This window comes from Amycolatopsis solani (genome assembly GCF_033441515.1).
Classification (GTDB): domain Bacteria; phylum Actinomycetota; class Actinomycetes; order Mycobacteriales; family Pseudonocardiaceae; genus Amycolatopsis; species Amycolatopsis solani.
Window position 1 is genome coordinate 1 of record NZ_JAWQJT010000004.1, and the last position, 17,860, is coordinate 17,860.

At 72.2% G+C, this 17,860-nt stretch carries 15 protein-coding genes and 1 pseudogene; 9 read left to right on the forward strand and 7 right to left on the reverse strand.

The window, feature by feature from the left end; genetic code table 11:
- Window positions 1–160 precede the first annotated feature (160 nt).
- From SD460_RS44110 to SD460_RS44120, 3 genes are read left to right on the forward strand one after another with little or no spacing between them, the layout of a single operon-like run.
- Entirely contained in the window at window positions 161–1,360 is a 1,200-nt protein-coding gene (locus tag SD460_RS44110) for a dipeptidase (RefSeq protein ID WP_290058423.1), read from the forward strand.
- Window positions 1,357–2,499 carry a M20 family metallopeptidase gene (locus tag SD460_RS44115; RefSeq protein ID WP_290058422.1) on the forward strand — a complete coding sequence of 381 codons (1,143 nt, stop codon included), beginning with the start codon at window positions 1,357–1,359 and terminating at the stop codon, window positions 2,497–2,499. The genes SD460_RS44110 and SD460_RS44115 overlap by 4 nt, the downstream gene beginning before the upstream one ends.
- A 12-nt stretch (window positions 2,500–2,511) precedes the next feature.
- A complete protein-coding gene (locus SD460_RS44120) occupies window positions 2,512–3,798 on the forward strand; it encodes an MFS transporter (RefSeq protein ID WP_290058421.1) in 1,287 nt (428 codons plus the stop codon).
- Here SD460_RS44120 and SD460_RS44125 read toward each other — a convergent pair whose 3' ends face one another.
- The 5 genes from SD460_RS44125 to SD460_RS44145 are packed head-to-tail and all read right to left on the reverse strand — an operon-like array spanning window position 3,799 to window position 8,724.
- A complete protein-coding gene (locus SD460_RS44125; RefSeq protein WP_290058419.1) occupies window positions 3,799–4,824 on the reverse strand; it encodes an alcohol dehydrogenase catalytic domain-containing protein in 1,026 nt (341 codons plus the stop codon). It abuts the gene before it with no gap.
- Window positions 4,821–5,618: an HTD2 family dehydratase gene (locus SD460_RS44130; protein ID WP_290058418.1), complete on the reverse strand. Its 798-nt coding sequence runs from the start codon at window positions 5,616–5,618 to the stop codon at window positions 4,821–4,823. Before SD460_RS44130 ends, SD460_RS44125 begins: the two co-directional genes overlap by 4 nt.
- Window positions 5,615–6,760 carry a CaiB/BaiF CoA transferase family protein gene (locus SD460_RS44135; protein WP_290058416.1) on the reverse strand — a complete coding sequence of 382 codons (1,146 nt, stop codon included), beginning with the start codon at window positions 6,758–6,760 and terminating at the stop codon, window positions 5,615–5,617. The genes SD460_RS44130 and SD460_RS44135 overlap by 4 nt, the downstream gene beginning before the upstream one ends.
- A gap of 24 nt (window positions 6,761–6,784) precedes the next feature.
- The gene (locus SD460_RS44140; RefSeq protein ID WP_290058415.1) at window positions 6,785–7,573 is read right to left on the reverse strand and encodes an HpcH/HpaI aldolase/citrate lyase family protein; all 789 of its coding nucleotides are present in this window, start codon (window positions 7,571–7,573) and stop codon (window positions 6,785–6,787) included.
- A complete protein-coding gene (locus SD460_RS44145) occupies window positions 7,570–8,724 on the reverse strand; it encodes an acyl-CoA dehydrogenase family protein (RefSeq protein ID WP_290058414.1) in 1,155 nt (384 codons plus the stop codon). Before SD460_RS44145 ends, SD460_RS44140 begins: the two co-directional genes overlap by 4 nt.
- Before the next feature lie 83 nt (window positions 8,725–8,807).
- Here SD460_RS44145 and SD460_RS44150 point away from each other — a divergent pair, with 83 nt between their 5' ends.
- Both SD460_RS44150 and SD460_RS44155 read left to right on the forward strand, forming a co-directional pair.
- Entirely contained in the window at window positions 8,808–9,731 is a 924-nt protein-coding gene (locus SD460_RS44150) for a LysR family transcriptional regulator (RefSeq protein ID WP_290058413.1), read from the forward strand.
- Between the two features lie 151 nt (window positions 9,732–9,882).
- The gene (locus SD460_RS44155; RefSeq protein WP_290058411.1) at window positions 9,883–10,716 is read left to right on the forward strand and encodes a hypothetical protein; all 834 of its coding nucleotides are present in this window, start codon (window positions 9,883–9,885) and stop codon (window positions 10,714–10,716) included.
- Between the two features lie 11 nt (window positions 10,717–10,727).
- Here SD460_RS44155 and SD460_RS44160 read toward each other — a convergent pair whose 3' ends face one another.
- Window positions 10,728–11,525 carry a TY-Chap domain-containing protein gene (locus SD460_RS44160; protein WP_290058410.1) on the reverse strand — a complete coding sequence of 266 codons (798 nt, stop codon included), beginning with the start codon at window positions 11,523–11,525 and terminating at the stop codon, window positions 10,728–10,730.
- 77 nt (window positions 11,526–11,602) lie between these two features.
- Here SD460_RS44160 and SD460_RS44165 point away from each other — a divergent pair, with 77 nt between their 5' ends.
- From SD460_RS44165 to SD460_RS44175, 3 genes and pseudogenes are all read left to right on the forward strand, one after another.
- Window positions 11,603–12,331, forward strand: a complete 729-nt coding sequence (locus SD460_RS44165) for a mycothiol-dependent nitroreductase Rv2466c family protein (protein ID WP_290058409.1) — start codon at window positions 11,603–11,605, stop codon at window positions 12,329–12,331.
- Window positions 12,332–12,493: 162 nt separating this feature from the next.
- Window positions 12,494–12,985, forward strand: a pseudogene (locus SD460_RS44170) (aminoglycoside phosphotransferase family protein); the annotation flags it as partial.
- A gap of 49 nt (window positions 12,986–13,034) precedes the next feature.
- Entirely contained in the window at window positions 13,035–13,271 is a 237-nt protein-coding gene (locus tag SD460_RS44175) for a hypothetical protein (protein ID WP_290058434.1), read from the forward strand.
- An 8-nt stretch (window positions 13,272–13,279) separates the two neighbouring features.
- Here SD460_RS44175 and SD460_RS44180 read toward each other — a convergent pair whose 3' ends face one another.
- Entirely contained in the window at window positions 13,280–14,248 is a 969-nt protein-coding gene (locus tag SD460_RS44180) for a helix-turn-helix transcriptional regulator (RefSeq protein WP_290058408.1), read from the reverse strand.
- A gap of 174 nt (window positions 14,249–14,422) precedes the next feature.
- On the opposite strand from SD460_RS44180, the gene SD460_RS44185 reads away from it, so the two are divergent.
- Window positions 14,423–17,836, forward strand: coding sequence for a S8 family serine peptidase (locus SD460_RS44185; protein ID WP_318307695.1), 3,414 nt, complete (start codon window positions 14,423–14,425; stop codon window positions 17,834–17,836).
- Window positions 17,837–17,860: the final 24 nt, after the last annotated feature.

The window sequence follows — 17,860 nt, forward strand, 5'->3', positions numbered from 1 at the left end:
GCCCCCGCCCGGGTGGGGTGTCCTCCCCCCGCCGCCTCTGCGCCCCCCCCCCCCCCCGCGGCGGGGGGGTGTGTTTTTTTTTTTTTTTTTTTTTTAACACCCCAAAAAACCCCCCCCCCCCCCCCGGCCACCTACCCAAGCCCGCAGAGGAGTGTTTCCGATGTACAGCCCCGCCGCCAAACCCGGCGATTACGAGTCCTTCCCCTACCTCCGGCGCGGAACCGACTTCCCCGCCGTCGAACTGGCCGATCCGAGCGCCCGCCGGAGCCGCTTCACCGCCGGTTCGGACGACGCCCGGGTCGAGCGCCTGCTCGCGGACAACGTCACGATCAGCTTCCACGACCACCCGCAGCTGCTGCCGGCCGACTTCGCGGACACCGCCGACTTCCTGCGGGCCAAGCACGAGTTCACCGCGTTCGCCGAGCTGCGCCGGGCCGGCCTGACCGCGGTCTTCGACAACTGGTTCGGCGTCATCGGCAGCACCCGGCGGGCGGGCTGGAAGTGGGACGACCTGATCACGACGCTCGGCCTGCGGCTCGCCGACCTCGCCCACCAGGACGGCGTCGTCGTCGCCCGCACCGTCGGAGACATCCTCGACGCCCAGCACGACGGGCACGTCGCCTTCGTCATGGGCACCGAGTCCGCCGGCATGATCGAGAACGAGCTGGACCGCATCGACGTCCTCTACGGACTGGGCATCCGGCAGATGGGCCTGGTCTACGCGGAGGCCAACACGCTCGGCAGTGGCCAGAAGGAGCGGCTCGACGGCGGCCTGACCGCCTTCGGCAGGCGCGCGGTGGAACGCATGAACGCCGTGGGCATGCTCATCGACGTCTCCCACGCGAGCGACCGGACGAGCCTGGACGCGATCGAGGCGTCGGCCAAGCCCATCGCGATCACGCACGCCGGCGCGCGGGCCGTCTGGCCCATCGCCCGGATGAAACCGGACGACGTCCTCAAGGCGTGCGCGGAGCGCGGCGGCGTCCTCGGCATCGAGGCGGCGCCGCACACGACCCTGTCCTACGACCACCGGGCGCAGTCGATCGAGTCGGTGATGGACCACTTCACCCACGCCGTCGAGCTGATGGGCATCGAGCACGTCGCGTTCGGCCCGGACACGCTCTACGGCGACCACGCCGCCTTCCAGAAGGCCATCAGCGACGTGATCGGCTCCTCCACCGTGTTCGACGCGGGTGACCTCGAGTGGGAGCGGGTCGGCCACGTCGACGGGCTCGAGAACCCGACCGAGAACTTCCGCCACATCGCCGGCTGGCTCGTCGAACACGGGTACCGCGACGACGAGATCACCGCCGTGCTCGGCGGCAACATCCTGCGGCTGCTGGGCGAGGTGTGGCGATGACCGACATCGAAAGCGCTTTCGCCCGGCACCTCGAAGACGTCTTGGCGCTGTCGCACGTCATCAACGCCGACCCGGAGCTCGCCTTCGAGGAGCACCGGACCTCCGCGGCCATCACCGACGTCCTGGCGCGGCACGGATTCGCCGTCGAGAAGGGGGTGGCCGACCTGCCCACGGCGTTCGTGGCCTCGGTGGGTTCGGGTGACCTGGTGTTCGGCATCTGCGCCGAGATGGACGCGCTCCCCGGGATCGGGCACGGCTGCGGGCACAACACGATCGCCGCGGCGGCCGTGGGCGCGGCCCTGGCCCTGGCGCCGTTCGCCGACGAGCTGGGACTGACGCTCAAGATGTTCGGCACTCCAGCCGAGGAACGCGGCACCGGCAAGGAAATCATGGTCAACCGCGGCGTCTTCACCGGGACGCACGCGGCCATGATGGTGCACCCGTCGCTGAAGGACGTCGTCAGTCCCCAGTTCCGGGCCTCGCGGTCGTGGCGGATCGAGTACACCGGCCGGGGCGGCCACGCGTCACGACCGTGGAACGCGCTGAACGCCGCCGACGCGGTGGTGGTCGCGCAGACCGCCATCGGACTGCTGCGGCAGCAGCTCCGTGACGGCGTCCGGGTCCACTGCGTCGTGCCGGAGGCCGGTTCGGCCGTCAACGTCATCCCCGACCGGGTCGTGGCCGAGTGCATGATCCGCTGCGACACCATCGCGGAAGTCGACGAGGTCTGGGCCCGGGTCCGCCGGTGCTTCGAAGCCGGCGCGCTCGCGGCCGGGACCACCGTGGACTTCACTACCCAGCCGTCGCTGTACCGCGAGTTCCGGCACGACCCGGACCTGGCCGCGCTGTTCGAGACCCACGCGAAGACCTTGGGCCGCACGTTCCCGGACTACCCGGACAAGCTCTTCGGCTCGACCGACATGGGCAACGTCTCGCAGGTGATTCCCGCGCTGCACCCGATGTTGTCGTTCGACCTCCCGGCGGAGGACGGGAACCACACCGCCGCCTTCGCGGCCGCGGCCGGTGGCGCAGAAGGCGACCGGTTCGTCCGCGACGGCGGCCTGGCGATGGCGCTCACGATCGCGGACGTCGCCCGGTCCGCGCCGATCCGGGCCCGGCTGACGGCCTCCGGGAACTGAGGGAGAACGACCATGGAATCCATTCGGCTTGGCACGGAGGCGGAAACAACCGGCCGGGGCAACCGCCGGGCGCTCGTCGCCGGCAGCATCGGCAACGCCGTCGAGTTCATCGACTGGGCGGTGTACACGACGTTCTCGTCCGTCTTCGCGCACCACTTCTTCCCGCCGGGCAACGACAGTGCGGCGCTGCTGTCCACTTTGGCCATCTTCGCCGTCGGTTTCGTCGTGCGGCCCATCGGCGCCGCGATCATGGGTGCGTACGCCGACCGGCACGGCCGCAAGAAGGGCCTCGTGTTCACGATCGGCCTGATGGCCGCGGCGACGTTCGTCATCGGCGTCTCGCCGTCCTACGCCCAGGTCGGTCTCGCGGCACCGATCATCCTCGTCATCGCGCGCATGGCCCAGGGCTTCGCCGCCGGCGGCGAATTCGGTTCGGCGTCGGCCTTCCTGGTGGAGTCGGCCGGCCCCGGCCGCCGCGCGTTCGCGGGCTCGTGGCAGCAGGTGTCGGTCGGCGCCGGCATCCTCATCGCCTCGGGCATGGGCGCGATCGTCACGTCGGCGCTGCCCCGGCAGGCGGTGGACAGCTGGGGCTGGCGCCTGGCGTTCGTGGTCGCCTCGCTGTTCGGGCTCATCGGGCTCTGGCTGCGCCGCTCGGTCGAGGAAACGGCTTCGTTCCACCGCGCCCGCGGCCCCCGGCGCAACGCCCTGGTGACGATGCTCCGGGAGCACCCGAAGGCGGCGTTGCGCGTCTTCGGCCTGAACATCGCCGGCGTCGTGCTCTACAACATGTGGCTGACCTACCTGCCCACCTACGCGACCGTGGCCACGCACATCCCGCTCAACCAGGCGCTGCTGGCGAACGTCATCGGGCTCGTCACCTTCGTGGTCCTCCTGCCGTTCGCCGGGCTGCTGTCCGACCGGATCGGCCGCAAGCCCACCCTGGTGGCGTTCGCCGGCGGCTTCCTGCTGCTCGCGTGGCCCGCGTTCCGGCTGCTGAACGGTGACTTCCGGCTGCTGCTCCTCATCCAGATCGCCGGGCTGGTCCTGCTGCTGGGCTATTCGGCCAACGTCGCGGCCGTCATGGCGGAGCAGTTCCCGCCGGAGGTACGGGCGACCGGCATCGGTCTCCCCTACGCGTTGTCGGTCGCGGTGTTCGGCGGCACCGTCCCGTACCTCACGACGTGGCTGACCACCCACGGGCTCGGGACGTGGGTGTGGCTGTACTGCGCGATCGCCGCCGCGATCGGCCTGGTCGTCTACCTGACGATGCCCGAGACGAAGGACAAGGCGATCGGCTGATCAGCCGATCGTCACCACGACCTTGCCGAAGCGGTCCGGGCTCACCAGGCGTTCGTGGGCCCGGGCCAGGTCGTCCAGGCCGAACACCGAGTCGACCACGGGCCGCACCTTCCCCGCGGCGAGCAGGGCGAGGACGTCGGGGACTTCGCGGAGGTCCCCGGCGTGTGCTCCGCGGAAGTCGATCTCGTGGCGGTAGAGGCTGTACAGGTCGATATCGGCGTGCGGACCGGAGTGCGAGCCCATGCCGATCAGCCGGCCACCGGCGCGCAGCGCGCGGATGGACTCCTGGATGGTCGCCCCGCCCGCCGAGTTGTGGACGAGGTCGACGCCCCGCCCGTCCGTCAGCGAGCGGACCGCGGCGCCGAATCCGGGCACCTGCCGGTAGTTCACGACTTCGCCGGCGCCGATTTCCCGCAACAGGTCCCGCTTGTCTTCGGTGCCGGTGGTGGCGATGACCCGCGCGCCGAGAGCCGCGGCCAACTGCACCGCGGCCGTGCCCACGCCGCTCCCGGCGCCGACGACCAGCGCGGTTTCGCCGGCTTGCAGGCCGCCGCGCGTCACCAGCATGTGCCAGGCCGTCAGGTACGCGAGCAGGCTCGCCGCCAGGTCGACGTAGGTCAGGGACTCGGGTGCGGGAACGGCGTTGCGGGCCGGGACGGCGAGGTATTCGGCGTAGGTGCCGTCCGTGTGCTCGCCGAAGAACTTCAGCTCGCGGCAGCGGCTGTCCACATCGGACCGGCAGGCATCGCAGACGCCGCAACCCAGCATGGGCAGCACGACCACGCGTTGCCCGACCTCGACGTTCGTGACCGCGCTGCCGACCGCCGCGACGTCTCCGGCACCTTCGACACCGAGGATGATCGGGAACGGCGGTTGTTCGGCGAACCGCCCGTCCCGGACGAGCACGTCGGCGCGGTTGAGCCCGGCGGCCCGCAGCCGGACCAGGACCTCCCCTTCGCCGATCGGGGGACGCGGCACGTCGTCGATCTCGACGACGCCGGCCTGCCGGGCGATGGCGGCCTTCATGGTGTTTTCCCTTCTCCGGTAAGCGTTTCGACCTGGCCGGTCGCGGTGATCCGGCCACTGTGGTCACGAACGGAAACCCCGCCGCCGGTGGCGCGCACCACCAGACCTTGGTGGTCGAACAGCGGCGCGACGACGCGGTACTCGATCGCGGTGGCCGTGGCCCCGGTTCCCCGGACGGTTTCCGCCATCGCCAGCGCCTGCAGCGGTCCGTGGACGACCAGCCCCGGGTAGCCCTCGACGTCTCGGGCGTAGTCGCGGTCGTAGTGGATGCGGTGGGCGTTGTAGGTCAACGCCGAGAAACGGAACAGGACGGTCGGGTCGACCGGGAACGCCCGCTCGCCCGCTTCGAGCGGCACCGGGGCCGACGTCGTCGCCGAGGTGGGCGCGGCTGCGGCGTCGCGGTAGACGATGTCCTGCTCTTCGACGACCTTCACCTCGCCGTCCTGGCTGATGGTGTGCCGGACGACGACGAAGGTCAGCGGGCCGGAGCGGCCCGTCTTGTCCGTCGTCGACACGACTTCGGTGCGCCGGGTCGCGGCCCGGCCGACGACCAGTGAACCCGTCCGGGCGACCCGGCCCCCGGCCGCCATGCGCCGGCGGCCCGGCGCCGGGACGACCCCGCGCACGGGATGCCCGTCCGGCCCGAGATCGGCCTGGCGCGGCCAATCGAGCAGGTAGACCCAGTGCCACAGCAGCGGCAGCCCGTCCTCCTCCAGGTCCGGCAGGTCGACGCCGAGCAGCCGGGCCAGCGCCACGGCGGGCTCCGGTTGCAGCACTTCGGTGTGTTCGGTCACGGGATGACCTCCTTGAATTCGGTGCGGAGGGCGTCGTTGTGCTCGCCGAGCCGGGGCACAGAGCCCAGCACCGGCTGGACTTCGTCGATGTCGACCGGCGGAAGCAAAGCACGGACGGCACCACCAGGGGCCCGGACCCGCTGCCAGCGATCCCGGGCGGCGAGCTGCGGGTGGTCGAGGAGCTCACCCGGCCCACGCAGGCGGGCGCACGCGATCCCGGCCTCGCCGAGCAGTGCGACGGCCTGGTCGGCGTCGGACGCGGCGAACGCCGCCTCGATCAGCGGCCCGATCAGGTGGTCGTGGGCGACGCGTTCCGGGTTGTGGACGAACCGCGGGTCGCCGGCCAGGTCCGGGCACCGAAGCACCTCTTGGCACAGGCGAACCCATTCGCGGTCGCTTTGGACGGCGAGGAAGACCTGGTTGCCGTCGCCGGTCCGATATGGACCGTAGGGGGCGATCGACGCGTGTTTCGCCCCGGTCCTGCGGGTTTCCGAACCGCCGTAGACCGCGTGGTACGCCGGTTGCACCATCCACTCCCCCAGCGCATCGAGCATGGCGACCTCGACGGTCGCGCCGACACCCGTGGCGGCTCGGCGCAGCAGCGCGGTGAGGATGCCGGAGTAGGCGTACATGCCCGTCGCGATGTCCGCGATCGAAATCCCGGCCTTGCTCGGCTGCTCCGGCGTACCGGTGGCGGCGACGAGCCCCGCTTCGCACTGGATCAGCAGGTCGTAGGCCTTCTTCGCCTCATACGGGCCGCCGGGGCCGTAGCCCGAGATCGAGCAGTGGACGAGGTCGGGACGGGCGGCTCGCAGGGTCGCGGCGTCGAGGCCGAGGCGGTCCACCGCGCCGGGCGCGAGGTTCTGGACCACGACGTCGGCGGCCGCGATCATCGCGTCGAGCACCCGGCGGTCGGCCGGGTCCTTGATGTCGAGCTCGATCGACTCCTTGCCGCGGTTGAGCCAGACGAAGTAGCTGGAGTCGCCGTGGACCGTCCGGTCGTAGCCGCGGGAAAAGTCCCCGGCACCGGGACGTTCGACCTTGATGACGCGGGCGCCGAGGTCGGCGAGCTGCCGGGTCGCGAAGGGAGCGGCGACCGCCTGTTCCAGCGCGACGACGGTCGTGCCTTCGAGAGGGAGCATGGAAAGCCTTTCGTACCCGGCACTTCAGGGCCGGAGGAGGGCACGGGCCCGGTCGAGCACCGGCTTGTCGATCATTCGCCCGTCGGGACCGGTGACAGCGCCTGCCGATCCCTCGGCCGCCTGAAGCACCGCACGGGCCCACGCGATTTCGTCCGCGCCGGGCGCCAGGCCTCGGGCCGTGGGCGCGATCTGGGCCGGGTGGATGCAGAGCTTGCCGCGGAAGCCGAGGCTCCGGGCGTAACGGGCCGCCGTGGTGACCGCGTCGGCGTCGTCGACGACCGTCGTGACGCCGTCGATCGGCGCCGGCAGGCCGGCCACGCGAGAGGCGAGCACGATCGTGCTTCGCGCGAACAGCATCGCCTCGGCGGTGTCGTCGGCTCCGAGGTCGGCGGCCAGGTCGAGCGAGCCGAACGCCAGCCGGGTCACCCCGGGCGCGGTGGCGACGTCGTGCACGCGGTGCAGCCCGGCCGCCGTCTCGACCAGCGCCACCACCGCGATGCCCAGCCGCGCCGACACTGCGGCCAAGGCCGCCGGGTCTTCGGCCTTGGGCACGAGCACGCCGAGCAGCCCGGTCGCACCGGCAACGGCCTCGACGTCCGCGTCGAACCACGGCGTCCCGACGGCGTTGAGGCGAACCCAGGCCTCGCCGCCGGTCAGCCAGCGGCGCGTTTCGGCCCGGGCGGCGTCCTTATCCTCGGGCCGTACCGCGTCTTCGAGGTCGACGACGACGGCGTCCGCGCCCGCGGCCGCCGCCTTCGCGAAGCGCCCGGAGACGTTGCCGGACACGAAAAGCCAGGTGGCCGCGGGGCTCATCGGACGGGGTTCCGCTTGATGAGCTGACGCGCGATGACGTTCCGCTGGATCTCGTTGGTGCCCTCGCCGACGATCATCAGCGGCGCGTCGCGGAAGTAGCGCTCGACGTCGAACTCCGTCGAGTAGCCGTAGCCGCCGTGGATCCGCACCGCGTCGAGCGCGATCTTCATGGCCGTCTCCGACGCGAACAGCTTCGCCATCCCCGCCTCCATGTCCGCGCGCTCGCCGGAGTCGTACCGGCGGGCGGCGTACTGGACGAGCTGCCGGGCCGCGGTCAGCCCGGTCGCCATGTCGGCCAGGTAGTTGCCGATCGACTGGTGCTGCCAGATCGGCTGCCCGAAGCTTTCGCGTTCCTGGCTGTAGCGGATCGCGCGCGAGAGGGCGGCCCCGCCGACGCCGAGCGCTCGCGCCGCCACCTGGATGCGGCCGATCTCGAGCCCGCGCATCATCTGCGCGAACCCCTCGCCTTCGACGGTGCCCAGCAACGAACTGCGGGGCACGCGGAAGTCGGTGAAGGACAGCTCGCAGCTTTCCACGCCCTTGTAACCCAGCTTCGGCAGATCGCGGGACACCTCGAAACCCGGCCCCTTCTCGACCAGCAGGATGCTGATCCCGCGGTGCTTCGGCTCGGCGCTCCGGTCGGTCACGCACAGCAGCGCGACCAGCTGGGCGCGGCGGGCGTTGGTGATCCACGTCTTGGAGCCGTTGATGACGTAGTCGTCACCGTCCTTTCGCGCCACGGTGCGGATGGCCTGCAGGTCGGATCCGCCGCCGGGCTCGGTGAGCGCCATGGTCGCCCGGATTTCCCCGGTGGCGAGCTTCGGCAGGTAGTGGTCCTGCTGCGCCGGGGTTCCGTAGTGCAGCAGGAGCTTGGCGACGACGCTGTGCCCGCCCATGGCCCCGGCCAGGCTCATCCACCCCCGGGCGAGCTCTTCGGTCACCGCCGCGTAGCACGGCGTGGACACCCCGGCGTCGTTCCACGGCTCCGGAACGGCGAGCCCGAAGATGCCCATCCGCTTCATCTGCTCGATCAGGGCTTCGGGGTAGGTGTCGGCGTGTTCCAGGTCCTGCACCACGGGCTCGACCTCACGGTCGACCCACTCGCGGACGACGTCGACGATCGCTGTCTCGTCTGCGCTGAGTTCGTACATGACCGTCATCCTGACTCGTTATGACAAGTCGAGGGAAATGCTGATTCGTGATATCCCTAGAGCGGTCCGGCATAGGAGGACGAGTGGAACTCAAGCAGCTCTTGGCCCTGGTGACCGTGGCCGATACCGGGAGTGTCACCAAGGCGGCGCGCCTGCTCCACGTCGTGCAGCCCGCGGTCAGCCGGTACATCCGCGCCCTCGAGGACGAGGTCGGGGTCCCGCTCTTCGAGCGCAGCCGCCAGGGGATGACCCTCACCGCGGCGGGCGAGGTCCTCGCCGAGCGCGCGAGACGCGCGCTGCTCGAACTGGACCGGGCGCGCGCCGAGATCCGCCCGGACCGCGAGCACGTGCGCGGCATCGTGACGATCGGGCTGCTGGAAAGCACCGTCGAACTCGTGGCCGCGCCGTTGGTGGAGGTACTGGGGCGCCGGCACCCGGGCATCGAGGTGCGGATCCTGAGCGCGTTTTCCGGTCACCTGCGGCAGTGGCTCGACGACGGCGAAGTGGACATGAGCCTGCTGTACAACGTGAACTCGACGCCGTCGATCGCCGTCACCCCGTTGCTGCGCGAAGCGTTGTGGGCGATCGCTCCCCCGGACGCCGAACTCGGCCACGAAGCGCTCACCTGGGACCGGGTGTGCGAGCACCGGCTCATCCTGCCGGTCGCGGGCCACGGCCTGCGCACCCTCGTGGACCAAGCGCTCGGCGTCGCGCCCAGGATCGCGTGCCAGACCAATTCGATGCCGGTGCAGAAGAAGCTGGTGGCCGTCGGCACCGGCTGGAGCGTCCTTCCCGCTGCCGGCGTCGCCGAAGACGTGGCAGCCGGACGGCTGCGGGGCGGCCCGATCGTCGATCCCGCGATCTCCCGCACGATCGTCCTGGCGTTGCCCCGAGCCGGCCGCATCCCGCCCGCCGCCGAGGTCGCCGCCACCGAGATCGTCCGGGTCACCCACCGGCTGGTCGAGGACGGCACCTGGCCGACCGCCACCGTGGCCCAGGCCGGGTGACACAAACCGGCCGGGCACGGGAACGGTCCGGAAGCCCGCACCTCGCCGACCACAGCAGCTCGGGCGCCACGGAGGTTGCCGAGTGCCCGATGGCCGTCCGAAGTGGCCGCCGAGGTGAGGTCGCTCCGGGGCGAGCTGGAAGACTCGGGCCGTGATCCTCGGATACGTCCTCGCCGTGCTGGCCGCCGTCGCCTCGGGCAGCGGCTCCATCCTGGAGTCCGCCGGCGTCCGCCGGGCCGGTGCCTACGGCGGCTCGCCCCAGGACCTGGTCGCGCTGCGCCGGCAACCGCTCTACTTCCTCGGGGTCGGGGTGGACCTGCTCGGGTTCGTCTTCGCCGCCGCCGCGCTGCACCGGCTGCCGCTGTTCCTCGTCCAGTCGGTGCTCGCCTTCAGCGTCGGCGTCACCGCGACGATCTCGGCGATCCTCGGCGTCCGGCTGGCCGGCGCCGGCTGGGCCGCCCTCGGCGTCGGCGCGACGGGCCTGGTCCTGCTCGGCCTGTCCGCCGATCCGGGGCCGGCGCAGCTGCTGCCGACCGGCTGGAAGCTCCTGCTGGTCGGCGTGGCCGTCGTGATCGCGGCGGTCGCGTTCACGGTCCAGCGCCTCGACGGCCGGTGGCCACCGGTCGTGCTGGGGTTCTGCGCGGGACTGGGGTTCAGCGCCGTCGGAGTCTCCGCCCGCACGCTCGACGCGTCCGGCCCGGCCTGGCGCCTCGTGCTGGAGCCGGCGATCTGGGCGATGATCGCCAACGGCCTCGTCGCGGCGATCGCGTTCGCGCTGGCCCTGCAACGCGGCCGCGCCACCGCGGTCACCGCCATCATGTTCACCACCAACACGGCGGTGTCCTCGATCATCGGCGTGACGCTGCTGAACGACCACGTCCGGGCCGGCTTCACCACCGCGGCGGTCGCGGGCTTCGTCCTGGCCGTCGCCGGAGCGATCGGCACGGCCCACTACGCGGCCGCCCACCAGCCGGCCACCACCTGAGCGCCGGCGGCTCAGCCGAGCCCGAGTCCGGGCAACTCCACCGCGGTGGCCTCGGCGCCGGCCGGTTCGCGCCACGCCCGGTACCGGAGTTCGTCCGGGCCGGCGATTCCGTACGCCTGGCGAAGGGCCGCGACACAGCGCTGCGCCAGCTGTGCGTACTCGGCCGTGCGCGCGGGCCGCCGAAGCGACGACGTCCAGTTGGGTTGCGCGACGCCCGGTTCGACCCATGCGAACCTGCGCAGCTGGAACTCCTCGGCATCCGCCACGACGTCCGTCCCCGGCGCTTCCGCGTCGAGCCGGTCGGCCGAGCCGGCGAACTGCACGTACCGCCTCGGATCGGCCGCCGCGTGGACGATGAGGAAAACCCGATCGGTCACGTCGCGCACCGCGTCCGTGAGCCGTTCGGTGAACAGCTCCCAGTCGTACGCGACCTTCCACGGCATCGGCACCGGCGTGACCGTGGTGGTGAACCGCAGCTCCGCGTCCTCGAAGGCGACCAGCTTCTGCAACGGACCACGGTGACCGTCCCGCTCGAAACCCTCGTCGACCGCGCTAGAGTCGCGCGCGGTCACCCAGTAGCCGCCCGGGGCGCCCTGCCCGACCTCGACGGGCAGACCGCGGTAGGTACCGGGGCGGGCGACGTCGTAGCAGTCCAGCACGTCGTCGTGGGTGATCGGCCGCACGAAGTAGCGGCGCCCCCGCTGGGTGAACGACTCGTCGACCGCGTGGTCCGCCGCGATCCACCACTTCCCGGCCGAGTGGCGCAGCCGGTAGTCGGCACCGTGGTACCGGACGAATCGTCCGGTCATCGCCTTCCCGCTCACCCCTTGATCGTCTCACGGCACAGGACGCGATGAGGCCGGGTTCGGCTGCCTAGGATCGTGACATGAGCACCGGAAACGCCGACATCAACTTCTACTTCGACCCGATCTGCCCCTTCGCGTGGATGACGAGCAAGTGGATCCGGCTGGTCCAGGCGCAGCGCGACTACTCCGTCGACTGGCGGTTCATCTCCCTGCGCCTGATCAACGCGCACCTCGACTACGACACGCACTTCCCGCCGGAGTACCCCGCCCAGCACACCGCGGGCCTGCGGCTGCTGCGGGTGGCCTCGGCGGCCCGGGAAAAGCACGGCCGGGAGGCGATCGGGCCGCTGTACGCCGCCTTCGGCGAGCGCATCTTCGAAGCAGGCCCGGACGAAGGCCGGGCTCCCGGCTGGCAGGGCACTCCCGACCTCGCGGCCGACGCCCTCGCCGAGGCCGGCCTGCCGACGTCGCTCGCCGACGCGCTCGACGACACCTCGCGCGACGCCGAGATCCAGGCCGAGTCCGACGAAGCGCTTTCGCTGACGGGCAAGGACGTCGGCACGCCGATCCTCCACTTCGAACCCCCGGCGGGCGTCGCCTTCTTCGGACCGGTGATCAGCCGGCTGCCGGACGAGGGGCAGGCCACGCAGCTGTGGGACCACGTCGTCGGCCTGGCCCGGTTCCCCGGCTTCGCCGAGCTGAAGCGCAGCCTGCGCGAACAACCGCAGCTGCCGTCCTTCGGCGTCTCCGCGAGCGAGACGGGCAAGACCGAGGACTGGCACGCCGGCAGCCGCCGGCTCAAGAAGTAGCCGGAGGGTGTGAGCACGGTGCACGAACTGCCCGACGAGGTCCGGCGCTGGCTGAGCGACGCGGTGGGAGGCGGCGCCCGAGTGGCCACCGCCACCGGCCTGCGCCAGGGAGCCAATCCCTGGTCCTTGACCTTCGAACCGGGCAGCCGCGTCGACGCGGCCGTGCTGCGGCTCGGGGACCCCACCGATCCCGACCACCGCCAGCGGTTCGCCACCGAGGTCGCGGCACTGCGCGTCGCCGGAACCCACCGGTTGCCCGCGGCCAGGCTGATCGCCGAAGATCTCGACGGTTCCGCGGCAGGCGCTCTCGCGGTGCTGACCACCGTCCTGCCCGGACGCAGCCGGATCCCCTCGGTCGCCTCCCCCGAGCGGCTCCGGGGCCTCGGGACCGCGGCCGCCGCTCTGCAGGCAGTTCCGTTGACGCCCCGGGCTGCGCTGCCACTGCGGACCCGCTCGATCGCCGACGTCGACTTCGCGGCCCAACGGCGGGAAAAGGGCACCACCGCGCTGCTGACGGCCGCGGAACAACGCCTCGGACAGGTGCCCGTGCCCGGCGGCCCGACCGTCTTCGTGCACGGCGACCTGTGGTTCGGCAACACCCTCTGGTCCGGTGACCACTGCACCGGCCTGGTCGACTGGGACTGCGCCGGCACCGGATCGCCGGGAATCGATCTCGGCAGCGCACGCTTCGACGCGGCCCCTGATGTTCGGGCCACCCGCGGCCGAGGAGGTCCTGGCGGGCTGGCAGCTCGCGGCCGGCCGGCGAGCCGCGCACGTCGCCTACTGGGACGTCGTCGCGGCGCTGGGCACCCTGGCCGACATGGCGTTCTGCGTGCCGGCGCTCCACGACCAGGGCCGGTCGGACCTCGACGCTGACCTCCTCGGACAACGGCGGGACGCCTTCCTCAGCGCCGCACTGAACCGGCTCGACGCCGACTAGGCAGGTGCTCAGATCCAGCCGCGCCGGGTGGCCTCCATCGCGATCTGGAACCGGGTCTGCGCCCCGACCCGGGTCATCAGCTTGGTGACGTGGCGCTGGACGGTCCGCTCGCTCCAGCCCAGCGCCCGCCCGGCGGCCCGGTCGGTCGCGCCGGAGGCCAGCAACATCAGCAGCTTCGCTTCGTCCGCGGACAGCTCGCCGGGTTCGGTGGAGCCGAACCGCACCGGCACGCTGCGGCTCCACACCGCCTCGAACAACGCGATCAGGGCGTCCAGCAACGGTGACGGGTGGATGAGGTACGACGCGGTGAGCGCGGGGTCGCCGGGCCGCATCAGGGGGATGATCGCGAGCCGGTCGTCGGCGATCGCGAGTTTCATCGGGACGTCGCCGTCGATCCGGGCCTGCTCGCCGTGCCGCATCCCGAGCTCGATGTCGTCGATGCGCCCGGGCAGCTCGAGCGCGCTCTTGTCGTAGACCACCCGGCACTTCACCCCACGTCCGAGCAGCCCCAGCTCGACCTCGTTCGAGTCCGAGGCCCCGCGTGGCGCGGCGTACGGCGGGCGGTCGAACCCGCGCATCTGCACCCGGATGTCCTGCTGCATCCGCCCCCAGCGCTCGTTGACCTCGTCCCGTCCGGTGATCACCTCGACCAGTTCCCCGGGGTGCGCGAACCGCGTGCTCGCGCGGTACATCTCCATGAGCGTGCCGATGTGGCGGCGCGTGTCACGCAGCGCGGCCTCGCGTTCGCGCAGCACGGCCTCGATGGCCCGGTCCGGCGGGACGACGACGTAGCGCGACGGCCGCCCGGCCGACTGCGTCGCCAGGCCCAGCTCGACCAGCGTCCGCACCGCGCGCCGCGTCACCGGCAGTGAAGAGCGGGTGTCCTGCGCGAGTTCGGGGACCGTCGCCCGGGTGCGCCGGACCAGCGCGTCGTAGGTCGCTTCTTCCGCGTCGCCCAGCCCGATCGGCTCCAGCACCCGCTGCCCCCTTCCCTGTCGGGTTCCGGACAGCTGACCGGAATCCGCCGCCGCCATGACCTTGTCATGTGTTGATCACTGATGCACCGTTTTGACGTCGACGGCGCGCAACCTCACTCGGGGCGCGCCGTCTCGCTTGTCCGCCGGAACCCTGACGGAACGAAGGAGTCTCCCATGTCCCTGTCCGCCTCGCGGACGCGTGGCCGCCGACTGGTCCTGGCGGTGCTCGTCGCCGCCGGATCACTCGGCGCCCTGCCGGCGGCGACCGCCGCCGCGGCCGCGCCCCCGCCGGCCGCGCACCAGAAGATCGCCCAGGAGCTGCTCGACCGGATCGCCGGCGCCCGGTCCGGTCCGGGCACGCGCTTCGAGGCGGTCGTCGTGCTGAAGGACCGGGGCCTCGCACCGTCCTCCCCCGACGCCGCGCGCCGGACGCTCACCGACTCGGCGAAGGCCATGCAGGCGCCGGTCACCGACCTGGTCGGCGCCCGCCGCGACCAGGTGGTGAACACCTTCTGGCTCAAGAACATGGTGCTGGTCCGGGCGACCCCGGCCACCCTGGACGCCGTCGCCGCGCTGCCGCTGGTCGACCGCGTCATCCCCAACTTCACGCTGAAGACCCCGACCGAGCCGCAGCGGAAGCAGGCCAAGGCCGAAGCCGAGACCGCCGTCGCGTGGGGCGTCTCGAAGATCGGCGCCGACCGGGTCCAGGCCGACGGCACCACCGGCGCCGGCGTGCGGGTGGCGATCCTCGACACCGGCATCGACACGCAGCACCCGGACCTCGCGGGCAAGCTCGTCAGCGCCGACCCGGCGAACCCGGAGCACCCCGGTGGCTGGCTCGAGTTCGCCGCCGACGGCTCCCCGGTGCACTCCACGCCCCACGACAGCTCCTACCACGGCACCCACGTGGCGGGCACCATCGCGGGCGGGCACAGCTCGGGCACGCAGATCGGCGTCGCCCCGGGCGCGGAGCTGATGGCCGGGCTCGTCATCCCGGGCGGCTCCGGCACGCTGACGCAGGTGATCGCCGGGATGCAGTGGGCGATCGCGCCGTACGACGCCGACGGCAAACCGGCGGGCAAGCCCGCGAACGTCGTGAGCATGTCGCTCGGCGAAGAGGGCTACAGCAGCGAGATGGTCGAGCCCGCCCGCAACATCTACCTGGCCGGCGCGTTCCCCGCGTTCGCCATCGGCAACGAATGCGTCCCCGGCGGTTCGGCCGCGCCCGGCAACGTCTTCGAGTCGACCGGGGTCGGCGCGACGGACGACGGCGACAACGTGCCGGACTTCTCGTGCGGCGGCGTCGTGCGCAAGAAGGACTGGGCGGACGCGCCGGCGAGCTGGCCGGACAGCTACGTCGTGCCCGACCTTTCCGCGCCGGGTGTGGACGTGCTGTCCTCCCTTCCCGGCGGCGAGTACGGGCTGCTGAGCGGCACGTCCATGGCGACCCCGCACGTCTCGGGCACGGTCGCGCTGATGCTGCATGCGAACCCGAAGCTGACCCCGGACGACACGCTGGAAATCCTCACCGGCACGTCGTTCTTCGACGACCGCTACGGCGCGCGGCCGAACACCCGCTTCGGCGCGGGCCGGATCGACGCGGCCGCCGCCGTCGCCGAAGCGCGGCTCGCGAGCGGCATCACCGGCACGGTGACCGCGGGCAAGGATCCGTTGGCCAAGACCACGATCACGGTCGCGGCCACCGGCCGCTCGTACACCAGCGACGCCGACGGGCACTTCAAGATCCGGGTGCCCGCCGGCACCTACGACCTCACCCTGTCCCGGTTCGGGTACCACGACCAGCGCGTGCGGGTGGCGGTGGCCACCGGGAAGCAGACGGCGCTGCGCGTCACGCTGAAACCGACCCCGCGGGGCACGATCAGCGGCCGCGTCGCCTACGGGCCGACCGGTTCGACGGTGCCCGGCGCGACGGTCCGGGTGCTCGACGTGCTCGACGAGCTCACCGCCGTCTCGGACGGCACCGGCCACTACACCGTCCAGAACGTGCCCGAGGGCAGCTACCGGGTGGCCGCTTCGGCGGCGGGCATCTCGGCCACCGCCCCGCGGCAGGTCGTCGTGACCGGCGGCCACCGGCCCGCCACGGCCGACTTCGCGCTGCCCCGGCCGCCCGCGACGCAGCTGGTTTCGGTGACCCGGGACGGCGGTCAGATCCGGGACCACACCTTCTGGCCGGCCATGAGCGGGGACGCCGGGGTGATCGCGTTCGCCAGCGCGTCCGGCGAACTCGTCCCCGGTGACACCAACGACGACATGGACATCTTCGCGCGGGACGGGCGCACCGGGGCGATCGAACGGATCTCGGTGGCCTCGGACGGCACCGGGGCGAACGCGTGGTCGATCAGCCCGACCGTCAGCCCCGACGGACGGTACGTCGGCTTCCTCAGCGGCGCGACGAACCTGGTGCCGGGCGAAGGCACCGGGATCCCGGGCTCGTTCGCCCGCGACCGCCGGACCGGCACGACCGAGCTGGTTTCGGTGTCCTCGGAGGAGAAGCCGGCCGACGGGCTGTCCGGGCAGCCGGTGTTCAGCACCGACGGCCGGTACGCGGTCTTCGTCAGCCAGGCCACGAACCTGGTGCCGGGAGACGCGAACGGCAAGCAGGACATCTTCCTGCGCGACCGGGTGGCCGGGACCACCGAGCTCGTCTCGGCGGGCCTCGGCGGCGCGGGGGCGGACGGCGACTCGCTCGAGCCGAGCGTCAGCGGCGACGGCCGGTTCGTCGCGTTCGAGAGCGGCGCGGAAAACCTCGTGGCCGGGGGCGGCAACGCCCACCGCGACGTGTTCGTGCGCGACCGCAAGACCGGGACCACGGAGGTGATCCCGGCGCCGGGCGGGGCGGAGGCGACGCAGCCGTCGCTCAGCGCGGACGGCCGGAAGGTGGCCTACGCGGTCAGCCCGGCCGACGGGCCCTCGCAGGTCTACGTCTACGACCGGCAGGGGCGCACGACCACGCTCGTGTCGCAGGCGGCGACCGGGACCGGCGGGGCCGATTCCTACACGGCGAGCCCGCGGATCAGCGGGGACGGGACCGCGGTCGCGTTCTTCAGCTTCGCCGGCAACCTCGTGCCCGGCGACGGCGGTGGGGCGTCCGACGTGTTCGTGCGCGACCTGCGCACGGCGAAGACGGACAAGGTCTCCGGTGCGCTCGGCGGCCAGGAAGGCGACTCCTACAGCGACTTCCCGGCCATCAGCACCGACGGCAAGTACGTGGCGTTCGAAAGCGAGGCGGCGAACCTCGTCGAGGACGACACGAACGGGCGCTCGGACATCTTCGTCCGCGACCGGGCCCCCGGTCCCGCGCCGCGCTTCGCCCTGTCCGACCTCCGCACCGAGGACGCCCACGGGCGGTCGCCCGCCCAGATCAGCGCGTCGGTGAAGGACGTCGGTGAACTGGCCGGGTCCTACCAGGCGGTGCTGTGGGTCGACGGCGTGGTCACCGCCGAACGGCCGGTGCCGGTCCGGCCGGGCCAGACCGCGTGCGTCACCTTCGAGCTGCCGGGTCTGGCCCGCGGCACGCACACCGTGCGGCTCGGCCCGCTCACCGGTTCGGTGACCGTGCGCCGCTGAGCGCGCCCCCGGCCGGGAGGGTGG